General features: G+C 70.7%; 18 protein-coding genes and 1 pseudogene. 6 read left to right on the top strand and 13 right to left on the bottom strand.

Translation table 11 applies throughout. The annotated features are described in order from the left end of the window. Window positions 1-31: 31 nt before the first annotated feature. From mhpA to ACFPZ3_RS69585, 5 genes are read right to left on the bottom strand one after another with little or no spacing between them, the layout of a single operon-like run. On the bottom strand, window positions 32-1534 hold the full coding sequence (gene mhpA / locus ACFPZ3_RS69605; protein WP_379525262.1) for a bifunctional 3-(3-hydroxy-phenyl)propionate/3-hydroxycinnamic acid hydroxylase MhpA: 1503 nt from the start codon (window positions 1532-1534) through the stop codon (window positions 32-34). Further along, on the bottom strand, window positions 1531-3420 hold the full coding sequence (locus ACFPZ3_RS69600) for an acyl-CoA synthetase (RefSeq protein ID WP_379525261.1): 1890 nt from the start codon (window positions 3418-3420) through the stop codon (window positions 1531-1533). The genes mhpA and ACFPZ3_RS69600 overlap by 4 nt, the downstream gene beginning before the upstream one ends. Beyond that, a complete protein-coding gene (locus tag ACFPZ3_RS69595) occupies window positions 3417-4367 on the bottom strand; it encodes a fumarylacetoacetate hydrolase family protein (RefSeq protein WP_379525260.1) in 951 nt (316 codons plus the stop codon). Before ACFPZ3_RS69595 ends, ACFPZ3_RS69600 begins: the two co-directional genes overlap by 4 nt. After that, window positions 4364-5509: a VOC family protein gene (locus ACFPZ3_RS69590; RefSeq protein ID WP_379525259.1), complete on the bottom strand. Its 1146-nt coding sequence runs from the start codon at window positions 5507-5509 to the stop codon at window positions 4364-4366. The genes ACFPZ3_RS69595 and ACFPZ3_RS69590 overlap by 4 nt, the downstream gene beginning before the upstream one ends. A gap of 28 nt (window positions 5510-5537) precedes the next feature. Further along, a complete protein-coding gene (locus tag ACFPZ3_RS69585) occupies window positions 5538-6413 on the bottom strand; it encodes an MBL fold metallo-hydrolase (protein ID WP_379525258.1) in 876 nt (291 codons plus the stop codon). Between the two features lie 121 nt (window positions 6414-6534). Between ACFPZ3_RS69585 and ACFPZ3_RS69580 the strand changes: the two genes are divergently transcribed. Both ACFPZ3_RS69580 and ACFPZ3_RS69575 read left to right on the top strand, forming a co-directional pair. After that, on the top strand, window positions 6535-7245 hold the full coding sequence (locus tag ACFPZ3_RS69580; protein ID WP_379525257.1) for a DUF3159 domain-containing protein: 711 nt from the start codon (window positions 6535-6537) through the stop codon (window positions 7243-7245). Next, on the top strand, window positions 7242-8516 hold the full coding sequence (locus ACFPZ3_RS69575) for an alkyl sulfatase dimerization domain-containing protein (RefSeq protein WP_379525256.1): 1275 nt from the start codon (window positions 7242-7244) through the stop codon (window positions 8514-8516). The genes ACFPZ3_RS69580 and ACFPZ3_RS69575 overlap by 4 nt, the downstream gene beginning before the upstream one ends. Before the next feature lie 9 nt (window positions 8517-8525). Here ACFPZ3_RS69575 and ACFPZ3_RS69570 read toward each other — a convergent pair whose 3' ends face one another. Both ACFPZ3_RS69570 and ACFPZ3_RS69565 read right to left on the bottom strand, forming a co-directional pair. Next, window positions 8526-9335, bottom strand: coding sequence for a cytochrome b/b6 domain-containing protein (locus ACFPZ3_RS69570; protein WP_379525255.1), 810 nt, complete (start codon window positions 9333-9335; stop codon window positions 8526-8528). Beyond that, complete coding sequence (locus ACFPZ3_RS69565; RefSeq protein WP_379525254.1) at window positions 9319-9741, bottom strand: hypothetical protein; 423 nt, start codon at window positions 9739-9741, stop codon at window positions 9319-9321. Before ACFPZ3_RS69565 ends, ACFPZ3_RS69570 begins: the two co-directional genes overlap by 17 nt. A gap of 84 nt (window positions 9742-9825) precedes the next feature. On the opposite strand from ACFPZ3_RS69565, the gene ACFPZ3_RS69560 reads away from it, so the two are divergent. Further along, window positions 9826-10365 (top strand): RNA polymerase sigma factor, encoded by a 540-nt coding sequence (locus ACFPZ3_RS69560; protein ID WP_379525253.1) that lies wholly within the window; start codon window positions 9826-9828, stop codon window positions 10363-10365. Then, complete coding sequence (locus ACFPZ3_RS69555) at window positions 10358-11029, top strand: anti-sigma factor family protein (RefSeq protein WP_379525252.1); 672 nt, start codon at window positions 10358-10360, stop codon at window positions 11027-11029. Before ACFPZ3_RS69560 ends, ACFPZ3_RS69555 begins: the two co-directional genes overlap by 8 nt. A 139-nt stretch (window positions 11030-11168) precedes the next feature. On the opposite strand, the pseudogene ACFPZ3_RS69550 reads toward ACFPZ3_RS69555, so the two are convergent. Further along, window positions 11169-11513, bottom strand: a pseudogene (locus ACFPZ3_RS69550) (nitroreductase/quinone reductase family protein). A gap of 146 nt (window positions 11514-11659) precedes the next feature. Between ACFPZ3_RS69550 and ACFPZ3_RS69545 the strand changes: the two are divergent. Further along, window positions 11660-11854 carry a helix-turn-helix domain-containing protein gene (locus ACFPZ3_RS69545; RefSeq protein WP_379525251.1) on the top strand — a complete coding sequence of 65 codons (195 nt, stop codon included), beginning with the start codon at window positions 11660-11662 and terminating at the stop codon, window positions 11852-11854. Between the two features lie 29 nt (window positions 11855-11883). Here ACFPZ3_RS69545 and ACFPZ3_RS69540 read toward each other — a convergent pair whose 3' ends face one another. The 4 genes from ACFPZ3_RS69540 to ACFPZ3_RS69525 form a co-directional block, all read right to left on the bottom strand. Beyond that, window positions 11884-12045 (bottom strand): hypothetical protein, encoded by a 162-nt coding sequence (locus tag ACFPZ3_RS69540; RefSeq protein ID WP_379525250.1) that lies wholly within the window; start codon window positions 12043-12045, stop codon window positions 11884-11886. 142 nt (window positions 12046-12187) lie between these two features. Further along, complete coding sequence (locus ACFPZ3_RS69535; RefSeq protein WP_379525249.1) at window positions 12188-12472, bottom strand: hypothetical protein; 285 nt, start codon at window positions 12470-12472, stop codon at window positions 12188-12190. Between the two features lie 289 nt (window positions 12473-12761). Continuing rightward, window positions 12762-13268, bottom strand: a complete 507-nt coding sequence (locus ACFPZ3_RS69530; protein ID WP_379525248.1) for a hypothetical protein — start codon at window positions 13266-13268, stop codon at window positions 12762-12764. 10 nt (window positions 13269-13278) lie between these two features. Continuing rightward, complete coding sequence (locus tag ACFPZ3_RS69525; protein WP_379525247.1) at window positions 13279-14247, bottom strand: hypothetical protein; 969 nt, start codon at window positions 14245-14247, stop codon at window positions 13279-13281. A 625-nt stretch (window positions 14248-14872) separates the two neighbouring features. On the opposite strand from ACFPZ3_RS69525, the gene ACFPZ3_RS69520 reads away from it, so the two are divergent. Further along, window positions 14873-16516 (top strand): WD40 repeat domain-containing protein, encoded by a 1644-nt coding sequence (locus ACFPZ3_RS69520; RefSeq protein WP_379525246.1) that lies wholly within the window; start codon window positions 14873-14875, stop codon window positions 16514-16516. Window positions 16517-16684: 168 nt separating this feature from the next. Here the strand turns inward: ACFPZ3_RS69520 and ACFPZ3_RS69515 are convergent, their stop codons facing one another. Then, entirely contained in the window at window positions 16685-16999 is a 315-nt protein-coding gene (locus ACFPZ3_RS69515) for a hypothetical protein (protein ID WP_379525245.1), read from the bottom strand. Window positions 17000-17083: the final 84 nt, after the last annotated feature.

Raw genomic sequence — 17083 nt, 5'->3', positions numbered from 1 at the left:
GGAATCGTAGCCGGGGCGAGCGTCCCGTTACTCACCGCAGCACCCCGGACGGTCCCGCGGCCCTGATCACGCGGTCGGGGTCGACGCTGACCCAGGCGACGCCGGCGTTCCGCAGCCAGCGTGCGAGGAACCGTTCGCCTTCGCCGCCCTCCGGATCGACGGTCAGCCAGGCCGATGGCAGGGCGTCGGGGACGGCCGCGAGGTCGGTGCCGGGGAGCGCGACGGTCGCTGTGCGGTGGCCGAGCACCCGGTCGACCAGGACGGGTTCTCCGTCCGGGCCCGGCAGGCGTACGAGCGGGAGGAGCGCGCCTCGTACGCTGCGGGGGGTGCGCCGCTGGATTCGGGGGCCGGGTGTGAGCGGCGGACTGCCGGTGTCCAGCACGACCCGCCGGGCCGTCCGGGAGTGGGCGAGGGCGGGCAGGAGACGTCCGCGCACCAGCTCGGCGGCGCGACCGCCGCCGGTCATCAGCCGGCCGACGGTCTTGGCCTGTTTGATCATCGCCGTGGCGTGCGGCCGGCGTTCGGCCTCGTAGGAGTCGAGGAGCCCCGGCGCCGCGCGCCCGCGCAGCTCCGCGGCCAGCTTCCACGCGAGGTTGTGCGCGTCGCGGAGCCCGGCGCACAGGCCCTGGCCGATGAACGGCGGCGTGACGTGGGCGGCGTCGCCGGCGATGAAGACCGGGCCCGCGCGCCAGCGGCGGGCGACGCGGGCGCGGAAGGTGTATTCCCGGCACTTCACCAGTTCCAGGCGGTCGTCCGGGATGCCGCTGACCCACGGGTCGATGAGCCGGCGCAACGTTGGGATGCCGTCGTAGTCGTCGGCGCTCTCTCCGTTGAGCAGCTGGAACTCCCAGCGGTAGCGGTCCGGCCCGATGCGCATGTACGTGCCTGCCCGGCGCCGGTCGCACACCTGGTGCACGCCGTCCCAGGCATCGAGCCCCAGCTCGCAGCGGACATCGACGACCAGCCAGCGCTGCTCGAAGCCCAGATCGTCGCTGCCGATGGCGAGTTGACCGCGGACGGTGCTGTTGGCGCCGTCGCAGCCGATGAGGTACGGGGCCCGCAGCTCGGCCGTCGCGCCGTCCGGCCCGCCCACGTGGGCGGTTATCCCGTCGGCGCCGGTGTCGAAGCGGAGCAACTCGTGGCTGCCGAGGATGGTCGCCTCCGGCAGCCGCTTGAGGTTGTCGCGCAGCAGGCGCTCCAGGACCGGCTGGTCGAACATGTTGGCCTGAGGAAGCCCCGCGGCCGTCCGCCGCTCGCGGGAGAAGGTGGCCAGCTCACGGTGGCGCCCGTCGACGAGCCGCAGCCCGGCCGCGGGACGGGTGTGCGCGGCGAACTCCTCGCCGATACCGACCTGGTGGAGTATCCGGTACACCTCGTCGTCGACGTGGACGGCCCTCGGGAGCGGATAGATGTCATGGTGACGCTCGACGATCGCGACCCGGCACCCGTACTGGCAGAGCAGGGTCGCCGCCGTCAGTCCGGTGGGACCGCCGCCGACCACGATCACGTCCCATCGGCCCGCCGGCGCGGTCACTGCTCCGCCTCCTCGGCGTCCAGGCGTATTTCGACGTCGTAGCCCCGCAGCACCGCGGCCGCGGCGGCCCCGGCGCCGCCGGTCAGCCGCACGACCAGCCGCCCGGCCTCGTAGCGGGCGCCGATCTCGACACCGTCGATGCCGTGCTCGGCGAGCTCGGCGCGGAAGTGCCGGGCGGCCGCCGCCTCGCGCAGCGCGGGCTTGAACGGCTTGCCGATCTCGGTGACCGGGAGCGCGTCGAGCACAGTGATCGACTTCGGGCGCGCGGCCGGCTCGCTGATGTGGTCGGCGGCCCAGGCCGTCAGTTCCGCCACCGTGATCCCAGGGGCGGAGAGCGCGACGAATGCCACCGGGACCTCCCCGGAGGCGCGGTCGGGCCGGCCGACGGCACCGGCGGCGGCCACGGCGGGGTGGCCGAGCAGGGCGTCCTCGATGACGGCAGGGTCGATGTTGTGGCCGCCGCGGATGATCAGATCCTTCCGCCGGCCGCGGAGATGGATCCGCTCGTCGCGTACGAAGCCGAGGTCTCCCGTGCGCAGCAGGCCGTCGACGACGCCGTCGGCGGACACCCGTCTTCGGTCGCCCTCGCGCCGCAGATACCCCGCGAACACGGTCGGGCCGCCGATCACCAGCTCGCCCGTCTCGCCCGCGGGCAACGGCCGTATTGTGCCGCTCGCCTCGTCGACCTGCGCGGCCACCACCGTCTGGTAGGGCAGCCGTTGCCCGACCGAGCCGGGGCGCACGTCGCCCGGCAGGGTCGCCGACGACGCGCAGGTGGCCTCGGTGAGGCCGTAGCCCTCAAGCAGCTGCAGCCCCGTCGTCTCGGCGAACATCCGCCGCACGCTGTCCGGCAGCGGCGCGGCGCCGACGACCGGGATTTCGAGAGAGCTGATGTCGGCGTCGACCGGTATGGCGGAGAGGTAGGCGTAGACGGTCGGCACCGCCGACATGACGCGGGGCCGGTAGTGCTCGACCAGCCGCCAGAACCCGGCGTACAGCTTCGGGTCGCGATAGCCCAGCGGGCCCGGCCAGATCGACCGCGCTCCGGACACCAGCGGCGCGAGGGCGGTCACCAGCAGCGCGTTGACGTGGAACAGCGGCAGGCCGGCGACGATGCCCTGCCCCTCGTCGGAGCCGCCCGCGACCGCGAGGCTCCACGCCATCACCGCCTGGTTGCGGTGGGTGTGCGCGGCCACCTTGGGTGTGCCCGTGGTGCCCCCGGTGTGGAAGAACGCCGCCAGGTCGTCGGGCGCGGGCGGCGCGGCCGGGAGTCCGGCGGGCGCGGCCGGTCCGTCGGCCACCAGGTCGTCGAGGCGTACGGTGCGCAGGCCCGGGCGGGCCTCCAGCGCGGGCGCCGCGGCTCGGCCGGCGCCGTCGGGCGACAGCGCGACGAGGACCTCGATGCCGAAGTCGGGGACGCCGTTCAGGAGCCGCTTCCACAGCGCCTCGTCCAGCTCGGGACCGGCGGCGACCAGGACCCGGGAGCCGGTCAGGCGCACGATGTGCGCGACGTGGCGCACGTCGAGCGCGGCGTTGACGGGGGCCGCGATCCCGACGGCCTCGGCCGCCAGGGTGACCGCGAGGAGGTCGCCGCAGTTGGGGGCCATCAGCGTGACCGCGTCGTCGCGCCCGATCCCCAGCCCGTGCAGCGCGTGGGCGATCGCGTGCACGCGGTCGCGCAGCCCGCCGAAGGTCACCGGCACGTGGTCCTCGATCACGGTCGCGTCGGGAATCCACACCGAGTGCGGCGCGTCGGGCCACCGCTGCGCGGCCCGTACGAGCAGGTCGTACGTCGTGTGCGCGAGGTCGCGGTCGGCGAGCGGGACTCGCTCGATCTCGTGGAGGTCGGCCACCGACGTGAGCGGGGGCAGGCCGGCCGGCGTCACAGGCGTGCCCGTCCGCGTACGACGTTGGACTGCTGCCCGAGGTCGATTCCGCGTACCGGGTCGGTGATGGTCGCGGCGATCACGTCGCCGTCCTTCAGGTAGTCCGGGTTGCCGGCCTGCCGCCTGAAGAACGCCTTCCACTTCACCGCCGGGGGCAGCAGCGCTCCGATCTTCTCGGCGACAGGTCCCGGGGACTTGAGGGCGGTGCCGCCCGGCGTGCCGGTGAGCAGCAGGTCGCCGGGGTCGAGGGCCTGAAAACGGGCGAGCAGGGTGAGCGCGCGGGCGGGCTTCACGATCATGTCGGCCACGGTGCTGTTCTGGCGGAGCTCTCCGTTGACGCTCAGCGTCAGCCGCAGACGCTCCAGTCCGGCCAGTTCCTCACCGTCGACGAGGGTGAGGAACGGCCCGACCGGGGTGAAGGTCGGGTAGGACTTCGACTCGTAGAACTGCGTCCGGGTCAGCTGGACGTCGCGGGCGCTGACGTCATCGGCGACGACGATGCCCGCGACGACGTCGGCGAGCTCGTCCTCGGCCACCGCCTCGCCGACGTCGATCCGACGCCCGATCACCAGGCCCAGCTCGACCTCGTAGTCGAGGAGCCGGACGTGCTCCGGGCACCGGATGTCGCTGGTGGGCCCACAGAGCGAGCCGGACGACTTGCGGAAGAAGGCCGGCGGCACGGCCTCCGGGTTGACGCCGGAGTCGCGGGCGTGGCTGCGGTAGTTGACCATCTGGGCGATCACCCGGGCCGGCGCGGTGACCGGGGAGAGCAGGTCGACGTCCGCGAGCAGGGGGCCCTCGGGGTCGGGTGCGCTCGCGGCCTCGCCGACCGCCGGGCGGTCGGCGAGGAGTTCGCGTGTGGTGGTCGCGTCGGTCAGGATCCGGGTCAGCCGGCCGCCGCGCTCGACCCACCAGCCGTTTTCGGTGCGGGCCACGTTGATACTCATGCCGCCATCGCTTTCGCCAGTGCCTTCAGCACGTCTTTGTCGATTTCGCCGGCCTCGTCGCGTAGCGCCTTGAGCAGGGCGGAGACCATGCCGGGGCTGGGCCTGCCGCCCAGGAAGTCGCGCGATACGGGCGGGCCCCACTGGGCGAGCCCGCTGGCGCTCATCGGCGCCCAGCCCGGGTCCAGGGAGCTGTCGAAGAGATCGCCGTCGGCATAGTGCTCGACCATCATCCGGTCGGGGTCGCGCCAGTAGTCGAAGATCTGGCTGCCCTGAACGTGCCGGCCGATGCCCCACACGCGGCGGTAGCCCTGCGCGGCGAGGTGCTCGCCGCCCACGGCCACCGCGTCGAGGTCGGTGACCTGGTAGGCCGAGTGCACGTAGCCGACGCGTGGCCCGAGGTGCATGGCCAGCGTGTGGTGGTCGGCCGGCACGGACCCGAGGTCGCAGCGCAGGAAGGCCATCGTGGGCCCGCGGCCGCGGAGTTCGTCGAGGAAGAGGAAGTCGCTCACGATCAGCCCGAGCGCTTCGAGATACCACTCCAGCGCGTGCCGGAACCTCGTCGTCTCCAGTACGACGTGCCCGAGCCGCTGAACCTGTGCCGCGGCCTTCGGGGGCCGCTGCGCGGCGTTGAACCGGACCGGCTTCGTGCCGACATTGAGGTCGAGCGGCTCGCGCTCGGCCAGCGCCGGAGGCCGATCCAGGCCGGCGACGACCCGTACAGGGAAACCGCTCGGGTCGGTCAGCTGGACGCCCTGACCACCCTGGAGCGGGAGCACGTTGGCGCCCGCCCAGCGGGCCAGCCGTCGCACGTCGGCGACGGACTCGGCGACGAACGTCGGCCCGACGAAGCGGGCCTGGCGGCCGCGGCGGATGACCAGGCATGGCAGCGCCGACCAGGTGCCGCGCAGGCTGAGCCGGTCCGGCGTGCGCGAGTGCACCACGAACCCGAAGTCGCGGGCGAAACGCTCGGCCCGGTCAAGGTCGGGCTTGACGAACTCCAGCCAGCCGAGCCCCACCACCTTGATCACCGGGTTGCGGGCCCTTCCCGGATGCTCCCCGCGCAGAGCGCCGAGCTCGCTGTGCAGCCCGTGGTGGACGTCTGCCGGCTCAGCCGCACCGGCCGGTATCTGGATCTCCATCATCGGCGAAACTCCCTTCTCAATAGATCCGTCACGCCCCGGCGGCGTCGCCGACCGTGACCGACAGCAGGTCGTGCCCGACCGACACTCGCCCCTCGAACCCGCCTTGGCGCACCTCGTCCTCGAATTCGGCCACCTGCTCCGGCGACGTCGGAGCGGGGATCAGATGCGTCAGCACCAGGTGCGGCACGCCGACGCGCCTGGCCATCGCGCCCAGCGCCACGGTGTCGGCGTGGTAACTGAAGATGGTCTCGAAGCGCGTCCCTTTCACGGCCTCCGCCAGCGCCGAGCTCCGGCACGCCTCATGAACCAGGACGTCGGCGCCGGCCGACAGCGCCGCGATCTCGTCGCAGACCCGCGTATCGCCGGAGACGACGACCACCCCGTCCGGCGTCGTCACCCGGTAGCCGACGGCCTGCTCGACCGGCTCGTGCCGGACCCGTACGGCCTCGACGCCGACCCGGTCGCAGGGGCTGCGCCAGACCTCGGCCGGGACGTCGGGGAGGTCGAACCAGTGGCCGATCACCTCAGGCGGGCCGTCCTGCACATGTTGTACGCGCACGTTGACGTCGAACTCGTTGGCCGCCAGCACACGCCGTACGAACCCGGGCGCGTGCCCGGCGACCGCCACCACGGGGAGGGGACCGGTGCCGTGCATGTGGTCCTGCACCCACCGGGTGTGCACCAGGTCGGCGACGTCGCTGACGTGGTCGCTGTGCAGATGCGTGAGCAGAAGAGCGGACAGCTGGTGCGGGCTGATCCCTGCCTGGGCCAGCCGCATCACTGTGGAGCGCCCGGCGTCGATCTGGAGGTGGACATCGCTGTGACTCACGAGCACGCCGGGTCCCGCGCGATCCGGGCTCGGGAAGGGCACCCCGGTGCCGGTCAGCGTCACGGTAGTGGTCATCTGGCTGGCTCCTGTCGTCGCGATCCCTTTGACAAATGATGAATTTATCAGTTGTGATGTGTCAAGCGGTATTGATCGACATGTCACTTTCAGATGGCAGACGGTATGAGAGCAGGCGCCGATGACCGAGCCCGGCCCAGACAAGGCACACCACCCGTTCCCCGGCCCGCCGCGCCGCGCGGCCGACGTCGTACGGCACATCGTCGACGCGCTCGCCGCACCCGCGGCATTCCTGATGGTCGAGTCCGGTAACGGCCCTGAGTGGGGCGCGGTCGTCGCGCTGCTGGTCGCCCTGGTGATCGGCGCGATCCGCAGGCACCGCGGCGACTCGCTGGCCGTCGTCATGCTGTCGACCTGTGTCGTGGCCTTTCACAGCGTGAGCGCCATCGCCTTCGGCGAAGGGCGCGCGTTCTACTTCCCCGAACTCGTCGTCAACGCCGCCGGCCTGCTGGCGTGCGCCGGCTCGCTGCTGATCGGGCGGCCTCTCACCGAAGCGGTCTGCCGCAAGGCCGGGGTGGAGCCGTCCGGAACGGCCGGCGATCCGGCCGCCCGGCGCCGCCACGTCCGCCTGACCGCGGGCTGGGCCGTGCTCTGGGTGAGCCACCTCGTGCCGCTCGGCTACCTCTACGCGGCAGACTCACTCGTCGGACTCACGCTGGTCAGCGCGCTGTTCTGCAAGCCGTCGCTGCTGGCGACGGCCGCCTTCACCGTCGTGGTCGTACGCCGGGCCGTGCGGCAGGGCCTGTACGCCACTGGCGTCGCACCGGATCATCAAGTGGTGGCCGCCACGCCAGAAGACCGCCCGGCACCCCGTCGAAAGGACCCGTCATGACCTCCTCGATTCTCAAGCTGGCCGATGAGATGTGGGCCGGTCGGCGCGAGCCGGCCTCCCTGATGGAACCCACCATGACCGGCGCCGAGGAGGTCGCCGACGGGGTGCTGATGGTGCCCGGCTTCGGGCACGCCTTCGCCCTCCGGCACGAGCACGGGCTCGTACTCTTCGACACCGGCGTCAAGCTGCTCGCCGACAAGCTGCACGAGCAGGTGACCGCGTGGGACTCCGGGCCGGTCACCCACGCCGTCTACTCCCACGGTCACGTCGACCACGTCGGCGGACTCGGCCCCTTCGACGCCGCCGCCGATGCCCGCGGCGTGCCTCGCCCGGAGGTGATCGCGCACGACAACGTACTCGCGCGCTTCCGGCGCTACGCCGACACGCAGGGCTACAACACGATCATCAACCGCCGCCAGTTCCGCATACCGGGCCTCGTCTGGCCGACCGAATTCCGGGAACCGGACGTCACCTTCTCCGACGCGCATGTGGTCGAGGCCGGTGGTCTCCGCCTCGAACTCACCCACCACCGGGGCGAGACAGACGACCACGTGGTCGGCTGGCTTCCCGAGCAGCGGATCCTCTTCCCCGGCGACCTGTTCCTCGGCGTCGCCCCGAACGCCGGCAACCCGCAGAAGGTGCAGCGCTACCCCGTTGACTGGGCCGCCGCCCTGCGCTGGATGGCCTCGCTCGGTGCCGAGCTGATGCTCGGCAGCCACGGCGTCCCCGTCGCCGGCGCCGATCGTGTCCGCGAGGCCCTGGAGAACACCGCCCGCTATCTGGAGACCCTCGTCGACCAGACACTCGTCTGCCTCAACGACGGCGCGACACTGGTCGAGACCCTGCACCAGGTGCGGGTGCCGGACGATCTGGCCGCGCTGCACTACCTCCAGCCGCTCTACGACGAGCCGGAATTCATCGTCCGCAACGTATGGCGCCAGTTCGCCGGCTGGTACGACGGCAACCCGGCCCACCTCAAGCCCGCCACCGACGCCGCCCTCGCCGCCGAGATCGCCGCGCTCAGCGGTGGCGCCCAGGTCCTCGCCGACCGCGCACTGGAGCTGTCCCGCGCCGGCGAACACCGGCTGGCCTGCCACCTCGCCCAGCTCGCCGGCGACGCCGCCCCGCAGGACATGGCCGTCCACACCGCCCGCGCCGAGGTCTACGCACTCCGCGCCGCGCAGGAGCGCAGCACCATGTCGATCGGCATCTTCAGCTGGGCCGAGGCCGAATCGCGGGACATCCTGACCGGCCCCGATGCGACTACCTAGCTTTTCAGATCATGACCGTCGCGAGTCTCCGGAGGCTTTCCCGATGCGGCGGACAGTCGTCCGCATGTCTGCCACTTCCGCCTGGCACGACACGCAGTTCCGCAGGTGTTCCTCGACTCTGGCCGTCTCGACGGGGTCGAGGGCCTCCAGCACGTACGCTCCAAGGGAGACCGGCTCCTGCCTGGCGGACCATCCCGGCCACAGCCGGAACGCCACCGACCTGTCCAGGCGCCCGCCCAGGTGCATGGAGCGCCAGACCCCGCGATACCCCGGCAGTACCCCGCACGCGACCGCGACGTGACCGGCGATCAGCACGGTCACGAGGTAGGTCGCCCAGATGTGCACCTGCACGAGCACCGCGAACACCGGCCCACCGTGCAGCGACGCCATCCCGGCCCCGCTGCCGATGAGCGCGAACAGCCCGCCGACCAGCGCCAGGTTGATCAGCCGTTGCCCGGGGTCGAAGTGCCCGTCGTGGTAGGAGAACCGGCCGGTGAGCGTGGCGGCGGGCCAGCGGGCGAACCACCGCAGGTCCGTACGCCGGAAGCGGACCGATTCCGTCGCGAACGTGCGCACGGCGCGGAACCCCAGCGCGAGCCCCGCCCCGGCGAGCACCACGAACGCCCAGCCGACCATCGTGTGCAGGGTGGTGTCGGGCGTGCCGGTGATCCGCGCGAGCGGGCTCGGGTGGCCCTCCTGCCCGGCTAACAACCACCAGCCGGTGCCCAGCAGGGTCAGCGTCATGAGGTAGACGCCCGCGTGGAACCACCTGGTCCGCCGATTGTGGCGGCGAACCCAGCGGTCAGTAGCCGCCACCATAATCCGACTGCCGCTCAGAGGGGGCGCCGCCGCCCGATCCGGTCACGTTCACGGTGATCTCGTCCGACGCGCCGGCCGAGGAGTGATCGGCGTGCTGCAGGGCGACGCTCACGGTGTGCTTGCCCGGGGGCAGCCCCGTGACCTGGAACGGCGACGCGGTGACCACGGTGTAGTCGTCGGCCTGGCCGTCGGTGGAGACGTGCACGTGGTTCTTGCCGGAGTCGGTGGCACCGATCTCCTCGTTCGAGCTGAATTCGAGGGCGAACGAGGATCCGACGTTCGCGCCGTCGGCGGGGGCCTCGATGGAGAGTGTGGGCGACCCTGCGGGTGAGCCCGTGGAGCCGGTCGCGGCGCCGCAGCTCACTACCAGCAGGCAGCCGGCCGCTGTCAGGAAGAATCGCTTCATACGTGGTTGTACGGGCGGCGGCACGATAACGGATTCATCTGAGGCCGATGAAGCCGAAACGATGATCGTATCCGTAGAACGGTCATGTGGGCTCTTTCCGATGAGTCGCTCCTCGTCGGCATGGCTTCGGGCGACGCCCAAGCGGCCACCACTCTGGTGCGCCGCTACCAGGGCAGGGTGTTCGGGCTGGCGCGGACGATCGTGCACGAGCCGGCGCTGGCCGAGGAGGTGGCTCAGGAGGCGTTCGTCAGGGTGTGGCGGCACGCCGCGGCGTACGACTCGCGCCGCGGCGCGGTCTCCACCTGGCTGCTGACCATCACCCGCAACCTGGCCATCGACGCGTTACGCCTCAAGCGGGAGGAACCGGTGGATCCGCAGGTGCTGCTCACCAGGCTCCTCGCCGTCGAGCCGGCCGAAGAGGCGGCCATGGGCGAGGAGTTCGTCCGCCAGGTCCTGCGCGGGCTGCCGGAGGAGCAGGCCAGGGCGATCGCGCTGGCCGTGTTCTATGGGATGTCGGGCAGGAAGATCGCCGAGATCGAGGGGATACCTTTGGGCACCGCAAAGACGCGCCTGCGCAGAGGCATGGCGAAACTCCGCGACCAACTGGAGGTGGGCGATGGCTGAGACCTCTGGCTGCGGGCGGGCCCGCGAGGAGATCCCCGAACTGGCCGCCGGCGCCCTGTCGGGCGAGGAGCGAGCGGTTGCGCTGCACCACGTCGCAGACTGCCCGGCCTGCCGCAGGGAGTTGGAGGAGGCGACCCGCGTGGTCGACGCCCTCACCTCGATCGCGCCCGCCGCGGAACCGCCGCCCGCGTTCGAGTCGCGCGTGCTGGCCAGGATAGCCGGGGCCCGCAGGCCCTCGCTGCTGCGCAGGCTGGTCCCGTACCTGGTCACGGCCGTGGTGGTGGCCGCGGTGGCGAGCGGAACGGTGTGGCGGGCCACGGAGCCGGACCGCCGGCTGGCGGCCGGCTACCGGGCCACGTTGCAGGTGGCCGACGGCCGCTACCTCACGGCGGCGGGCCTCTACTCGGGGCGGGAGACGGTCGGTCACGTCTTCGCCTACCAGGGGTCGCCGAGCTGGCTCGTGTTCACGATCGAGCAGGGGACAGGGTCGTACCAGGCCGTGCTGGTCGGCGCCGACGGCACAACGGTGGACCTGGGCCGATTCACGCTCTCAGAATCGCGGCGATCGTGGAGCACCACCGTCGAGCGTCCCATCGGGACGATCACCGAAATCCACCTGCGACGTCCCGGCTCCCCGGACGTGGTCGCGAGGTTCCGGCGCTGACCCCTCTTCGCGGCCCTCCAGGGTGCCGTCGCGGACGTATTCGCGTTCCATCCCCGACGAGACGACTCCGAACGGGTCGTGGGAGCCCTGCGGCTCGCCGGTGCCCTCAGCCGACGAGGCGGAGGTTGCCGTTGGTTCATCAGGCCGTGGAGTGGCGGGGTGAAGGGTGTCCGTGGACACGCTCCAGCACGACGACGGGGATCTGCCTGCCGGCGGCTGCCTCGAACTCGGCGAACTTCGGGACGAGCGCCACCTCTTTCGCCCAGATCCGCTCGCGCTCCGCGCCCTCCGCGAGCCGAGCCACGACCGGCACTCTCTCCGTGCCAATCTCGACTGTGGCCTGCGGATTTTAGACCGGATGGTGCGGACTGCCACCGTGGGTTCCGAAGATGGCCCAGCCATCGCCGACCGGCTGGTAGAACAACGGGCTGATCCGCTCGCGCCCGGTCTTGGCCCCGATGTGGTGCACCAAGATGAGCGGCATGCCTTGCTCGTCAAACCCGGGAACCCGGGAACCCGGGGCGGGATGGGTCGGCCTGCGGCGAAATCCTCTTCGCTACTCCAAGACACGTACCCGCCGTTCGCTCGGAACTCGGCGATGATCTGATCGTTCCAGCGGCCGCCTCCGAGGTGCTGGCCGAGCAGGGCGCCGCGGTGGACGTACGCGAGATCGCCCGCCGCAGCGGGGTGGGGATGGGCACCCTCTACCGGCATTTCCCGAAGAAGGAAGATCTCGTTCACACGGTCCTGCGCAGGGACTTCTTGAAATGGGCGGAATCGGCACGCCAGGCGGCGATCGATGCCGAGGACCCCTGGGCGGCGTGACCACTGATGACCTGCTGCTTCTTCTGGTCTCACTGGGCCACGCCGTCCAGATCACCGACGAGTGCCGCCCACAGATGTGGAACAGGCTGTTGCGCATCTCCCTCGACGGCCTGCGCGCCGACCACCGCGAACCCCTTCCCGCCGACACCGCACCGGTTCACCACCCACCTGCTGGCGGCCGGGAGGAGCATGACATGCCTCTTACCAGTGGCGCCCCGCCCTCGGCAGCACCCCGAGGGCGGGGCCCGCTCATTCCACGCGCACCAGGACCACAGCCCGGCGCGGGACGGCCCCAGCCTTGATCAAGACCGGGGCCGGGAATCCAGCCGGAAACTACCCGGTGCCCCTGGGCCAGTACTCGTCTCCCATCGGAGCGACACCGCTGCCCTTGGGCCAGATGTCGTTGCCCATGGGGGCGACACCGCTACCCCGGGGCCAGATGTCTTCGCCCGTCGGGGCGACCCCAGTGCCCCTGGGCCAGATCTCGTCGCCCATCGGGGCGACCCCGCTGCCTCTGGGCCATGGCTCTTCATCGGCGGCTGCCGGACCTGCGGCCAGGGCGAGTCCGGCCGCGGTCAGCAGCCCGATCGCGGCCACTCTGAGCGTCGTCTTGGTCATGCCTTCACCTCTCGTCACTGCGATACGTGAGATCCCGCCGCGCCCGCCAGGTCGCGCCCCTCGCGGCGACCGTCAGGTGGCACCTGCGCCGCCACACAACTGCGGGATCAAGTGCACAACACGGCGCCGCCGCCCGTCACCCTGTTCCAGCCTGAGCCGGAACACCCAGGTCACAGCCCCGCCCCCTCAGTCTCGGAGCCCGAACGATTGTCTGGCAGCCCCCTTTCACCAGTCCAGACAATCGGTGCCGCACCAGGCAAGGGGCCGGACGGCCCCCGCCTGGTCGTGTTCAGTTGCCGCCGTCGAGGAAGTTGGTGCAGTCGCCCTGCGTCACCCACTTGTGGGAGGAGATCGCGTCGTTGGCGCTGTAGATCTTGCCCTTGCCCGGATCGGCGGTGCGCATGGTGAACTCGTCGTTCTCCAGGCTGTCGGCATAGAACTGACCCGGCTTCAGGCAGGTGTAGCCGTAGCGCCAGTCGTAGGCGGTGTAGTCGTAGAAGGCGACGACGTCGTACCCGCCGAGATTGCCGTTGTTCATCACCGAGGAAACGACGTTGGAGGCCGATTTGATCTCGCCGGTGCCGTCGCCCCAGTCCCGGTCGTCGCCGAACGCGTGGCCGAGCATGTTCTTGCAGTGGACGTCCCGCCAGACGCGGACCTGGCCGTCGCGGTGATCGCCAGGCACCGCATCCCACTCCTGGTCGCAGGGGGGTTTGGCCTGCGCGACCGAGGGGACGGGCGGGGCCACGGTGATGAGCGCCGCGCTCAGGCCGAACGCGGTCAGGATTCTGCGCATGATGTTCTCCTCAGTGTCGGGTTTCGTTGATCTGCTTGGCTTGTTCGAAGGCGGCACGTCCCAGCCGCCGGTAGGTGTCCAGTTCGCCGGAGTAGGCCCTGGCGGCACGCGAGCGGTACTCGTCTTCCAGCGAACGCGCGACCTCGGGGTAGGACACCGACCTGGCGCAGGTGGCCTCGGCCGTCGCCAGCTCGACCTCGACCGCGTGGGCCGCGGCCGGATCCAGGCCCTTGGTGAGTTTCGGCAGGCTGGAGCGGATCGCCGCGGGGTCGGGGTAAGGATGGCCGCGCCCGGTCATGCACTGCGACCAGGTCCGCAGGACGGTCACGAACCGCGGGTCGGTGACGAGGTCCGGCATGTAGAGCGGCTGCAGGTTGGTCGCGATCGTGCTGACCCTGAACCAGAGGGACCGGTCGCCGTAGAGCCGCTCGTACGCTTCGGCCGTGCAGCCTCCGGTCCGGCTGGTGACGCTGCCGCCGGACGGGAGCCGTACGGTCATCGTGGACGCGTCATCGCCGCCGTCGAAGGTCCGGTTGTATCGGGCCAGTTCGCCGGCGGGGAGCCCGGTGGCATAGACATGGTTCTGGTTGCCTGCCTTGACGGCCATCACCCGGTTGCGCAGTAGCCCGCCGTATCCGTTCTTCCGTGCCCAGCCGACGTCGGTCAGCATGAACTTCGAGCCCTTGCGTTCCTCCGCGCTCAGCTGGGCAGGCAGCCAGTAGCGGAATCCCTGGCGGGCCATGCACTGCTGGACCAGCACCTGCTCGGCCCGCTCGACCTGGACGAGCTCGGCCTCCGTCAGCGGCTGGACGGGCTGGGCAGGCTGGGCGGTGCACGCCGCGATCACGCTCGCCAGGACGACCGCCCCCAGCGTTCTCCATGCGACGTCTCCGATTCGGCACGCGCCAGGGGACTGGGCGAGCGCGCCCGGCCGCGGAATCGCGGCCGGCGTCCGGGCGGCTTGCAGTGGCGTGCGCATGAATCTCCTGTGTCGCGAATGCCCGGGGCGGGCCGGGTGCGGTGCGATGATCGCGGGCCGCCGAAAACAGCTTTTCGCGGCCGGACTTTGTCAGGCACCCCCGTTTCGCCACTTCAGACAAACCCACGTCAGAAGATCGCGTCGTTGCCGCACCCCCCGAAGCGTGCGTACCTTCTTCCACGGGATGATCTGCCGGCACGGACTCGGGGGCGGGGCGTGGGACGACGCGAAAGACTCTTGGATCCCGGCGACGGGCCCATCGCCCGCTTCGCCGGCGAATTACGCAAGCTTCGCCACGAGGCCGGTACACCGACCTAGGGATCTGACCACCGGCCGCCGCGACGCGTCTCCCCTCCCCGACCGGACGAGGAGCGGGGTCGAGGTGGGGACGAGCGGGCGGAGTGTGATCGGCTACTACGCCGACGGCTCCCGGTACCGGATCACAGTGTGGGATATGCGAAGCCATCGGAAACTCCTGGAGGTCTCCACCCGCCGCAAGGGGAGAGCCGGAGGCGGCCCGACCACGCTCGAGCACGGGCTGGCGTTCCTCCGAAGCGGGGCAAACAGACGCAACTGGTCAGACCCGGCGCATCCGGACGCGACACTCAGCCCGGACGATCGCTTCATGGCACTGTGCGTCCCCGGAAAGCCGTTACAGCTCTGGGACGTCGCCACAGGCCGCCCGATGGACACCCCGTGGGCACCCGAACTCACTCGCGAACAGTGCATGTACGAGCCGGCGACCTTCACTCCCGACAGCCGGCGATTGGCCCTCGTCACCGGCGAGAAGATCCGTATTTGGGACATCGCCTCCGGCACGAAACTGACGGAGATCAGGCACCCGAACGTCGAAGAGATCGGCTTCAGCCAGGACGGCTCCTTCCTGGTCACGGCCGACGAGAAGGACATCCTTCTGTGGCGGGTCGCGAACCCCGATCATCCCGTCCTGCGGCACGGCCTCTCGGGGGAACGGGCCACGAATCTCCAGGTGGACCTACACGCGAACCGCATCCGCTACCTCAGCGGTTCCCAAATGACGTGGCCGGCGACCGTTCGCACACTTGACATGGGCAGGGCGGCGATCTCCGGGTGGATGAACGCGGTCGGGTCCGGTGCCGCCTTCAGCCCTGACGGGACAACGGTCGCGTTCGCCTACCAGGCGGAGGGGTCGGACGTCATCCGGGTGCAGCTCCACGACAGGCGGTCCGGACAACGTATCGCCGCGCTGCCGCAGGTCGTCTGTCCTGGGCCGAACGAGAAACCCACCTGCAATGTACTCCTGGCCTTCAGCTCCGACGGGCGCACGCTCGCCTTCGGCGCCGCGCCATACCCGTTCCACTCGTCGCCGGCCCAGGTGTCCCTGTGGGACGTGGCCGGCCGACGCACCACGGAAACCATCACACTCAAGGAAAAGGACAGGCGATATGTGGGGACGCTCGCCTTCGCCCTGGGAGACGCATCGCTGGTGATGATCCCCAACATGGACTCAAACCCCATGATCGTCTGGGACCTACGCCGGCGAACTGTCACGAAGAGCCTGTCCGTCGCCAAGGGAATGCGGGCCACGGTCAGCCCTGACCGGCGGACCCTTGTCACCGGCGAGGGCAATGTGATCGACCTGCGATCGGTCGCCCCGGTCCACGGCTCGCTCAAACCCGGGTTGACCGGCTCCCTGGCCTTCAGCGCCGACGGCCGTCACCTGGCCGCGAGCGACCTGACCGGCCGCATCGTCCTGTGGGACCTTCGCCTCAAACAGCGCATCGGCCTGCTGGAGCCGACGTTGGAGCACGGCGCGGATGATCTCAACAGGGTCTCGGCCTTGGCGTTCTCTCCGGACGGCGGCATCCTGGCCGCCGGCGCCGAGAACGGCACTCTGCAGTTGTGGGACGTCGCCTCCCGCCAGCCGATCGGATCCCCGCTGTCCACGCCAAGGGACGCCATCCTCGCACTCGCCTTCAGCGCCGACGGCAGAACGTTGTACGCGGCCGGCCGGCATACGCCTCTCCAGCGGTACGAGCTCGCCCCGGACACGTCGGCCGCCGTCATCTGCCGTCGTGCCGGTGGCGGATTGGCGGCCGCGGAGTGGGAGACCTACTTCCCGAACCAGCCTTACCAGCGCATCTGCCCGCCCGTGCCACCAAGGACCGCATGGCCAGCACCGGCCTCCCCGGCACCCCCAACTCCATCCTCTACACCCCCTCGCTCTGAACAACATCCCAGCCTTCCGTCGTCGGGCCCGGCTGAAGCCAGGGCCGACGGCATGGGGTAGGGCCTGAGCTTTCGTCGTTCAGTTGGCCTTCGCCGGTCAGTCGTCGCCGACGGCGATCACCGGGCGGCCTCGCCCTAGATCACGACGAAACGCGCCAAATCCACGCACTGCAGCATTACCGGCAATAGGTTCTTTAGGGGCGCGGTTCACCGTTCCTGCTGCTGCCGCTCAGGCGTCACCAGACCGGCGGGCAAGCAGGTCGCAGGCGGCGCGGATCTGCGCCTCGATGTCGGAGCCGGGGGTGCGGGCGCCGGGAGCGTCGTCGATGAGGATGATCACCCACCGGCCGCTGCCGTCCTTGTGACCGGTGACGCCGCGCTTCCTGATCTCTCTGGTGCGCAGCCATCGGTGGAGGGTGGCAAGGGAGAGGCCAAGGCAGTGGCGGCCGAAGCGGCGCTCTGCGTGGGTGTCATGTCCTGGTAGGACATCGCTTTGGCGCGTGGAGACCTCACCGATGACGAATGGTCCTTGATCGAGCCGCACCTGGCCCCTGGGTGAGCGAGGCCCGATCCCGGACCTTCGACCGCAGTTCAACGCCGTGATGTGGCGGTTTCGGACCGGCAGCCC

This window comes from Nonomuraea insulae (genome assembly GCF_042656245.1).
The sequence above is the reverse complement of the archived record's forward strand: the minus strand, read 5'-3'. Positions and strand labels throughout refer to the sequence as shown.

What these genes read in the sequence shown, in the direction of transcription:
- ACFPZ3_RS69595 (WP_379525260.1), bottom strand. Translation starts at nt 4,367, where the DNA reads ATGAGTATCAACGTGGCCCGCACCGAAAACGGCTGGTGGGTCGAGCGC.
- ACFPZ3_RS69590 (WP_379525259.1), bottom strand. Translation starts at nt 5,509, where the DNA reads ATGATGGAGATCCAGATACCGGCCGGTGCGGCTGAGCCGGCAGACGTC.
- ACFPZ3_RS69585 (WP_379525258.1), bottom strand. Translation starts at nt 6,413, where the DNA reads ATGACCACTACCGTGACGCTGACCGGCACCGGGGTGCCCTTCCCGAGC.
- ACFPZ3_RS69580 (WP_379525257.1), top strand. Translation starts at nt 6,535, where the DNA reads ATGACCGAGCCCGGCCCAGACAAGGCACACCACCCGTTCCCCGGCCCG.
- ACFPZ3_RS69575 (WP_379525256.1), top strand. Translation starts at nt 7,242, where the DNA reads ATGACCTCCTCGATTCTCAAGCTGGCCGATGAGATGTGGGCCGGTCGG.
- ACFPZ3_RS69570 (WP_379525255.1), bottom strand. Translation starts at nt 9,335, where the DNA reads ATGGTGGCGGCTACTGACCGCTGGGTTCGCCGCCACAATCGGCGGACC.
- ACFPZ3_RS69565 (WP_379525254.1), bottom strand. Translation starts at nt 9,741, where the DNA reads ATGAAGCGATTCTTCCTGACAGCGGCCGGCTGCCTGCTGGTAGTGAGC.
- ACFPZ3_RS69560 (WP_379525253.1), top strand. Translation starts at nt 9,826, where the DNA reads ATGTGGGCTCTTTCCGATGAGTCGCTCCTCGTCGGCATGGCTTCGGGC.
- ACFPZ3_RS69555 (WP_379525252.1), top strand. Translation starts at nt 10,358, where the DNA reads ATGGCTGAGACCTCTGGCTGCGGGCGGGCCCGCGAGGAGATCCCCGAA.
- ACFPZ3_RS69540 (WP_379525250.1), bottom strand. Translation starts at nt 12,045, where the DNA reads ATGCTCCTCCCGGCCGCCAGCAGGTGGGTGGTGAACCGGTGCGGTGTC.
- ACFPZ3_RS69535 (WP_379525249.1), bottom strand. Translation starts at nt 12,472, where the DNA reads ATGACCAAGACGACGCTCAGAGTGGCCGCGATCGGGCTGCTGACCGCG.
- ACFPZ3_RS69530 (WP_379525248.1), bottom strand. Translation starts at nt 13,268, where the DNA reads ATGCGCAGAATCCTGACCGCGTTCGGCCTGAGCGCGGCGCTCATCACC.
- ACFPZ3_RS69525 (WP_379525247.1), bottom strand. Translation starts at nt 14,247, where the DNA reads ATGCGCACGCCACTGCAAGCCGCCCGGACGCCGGCCGCGATTCCGCGG.
- ACFPZ3_RS69520 (WP_379525246.1), top strand. Translation starts at nt 14,873, where the DNA reads ATGGCACTGTGCGTCCCCGGAAAGCCGTTACAGCTCTGGGACGTCGCC.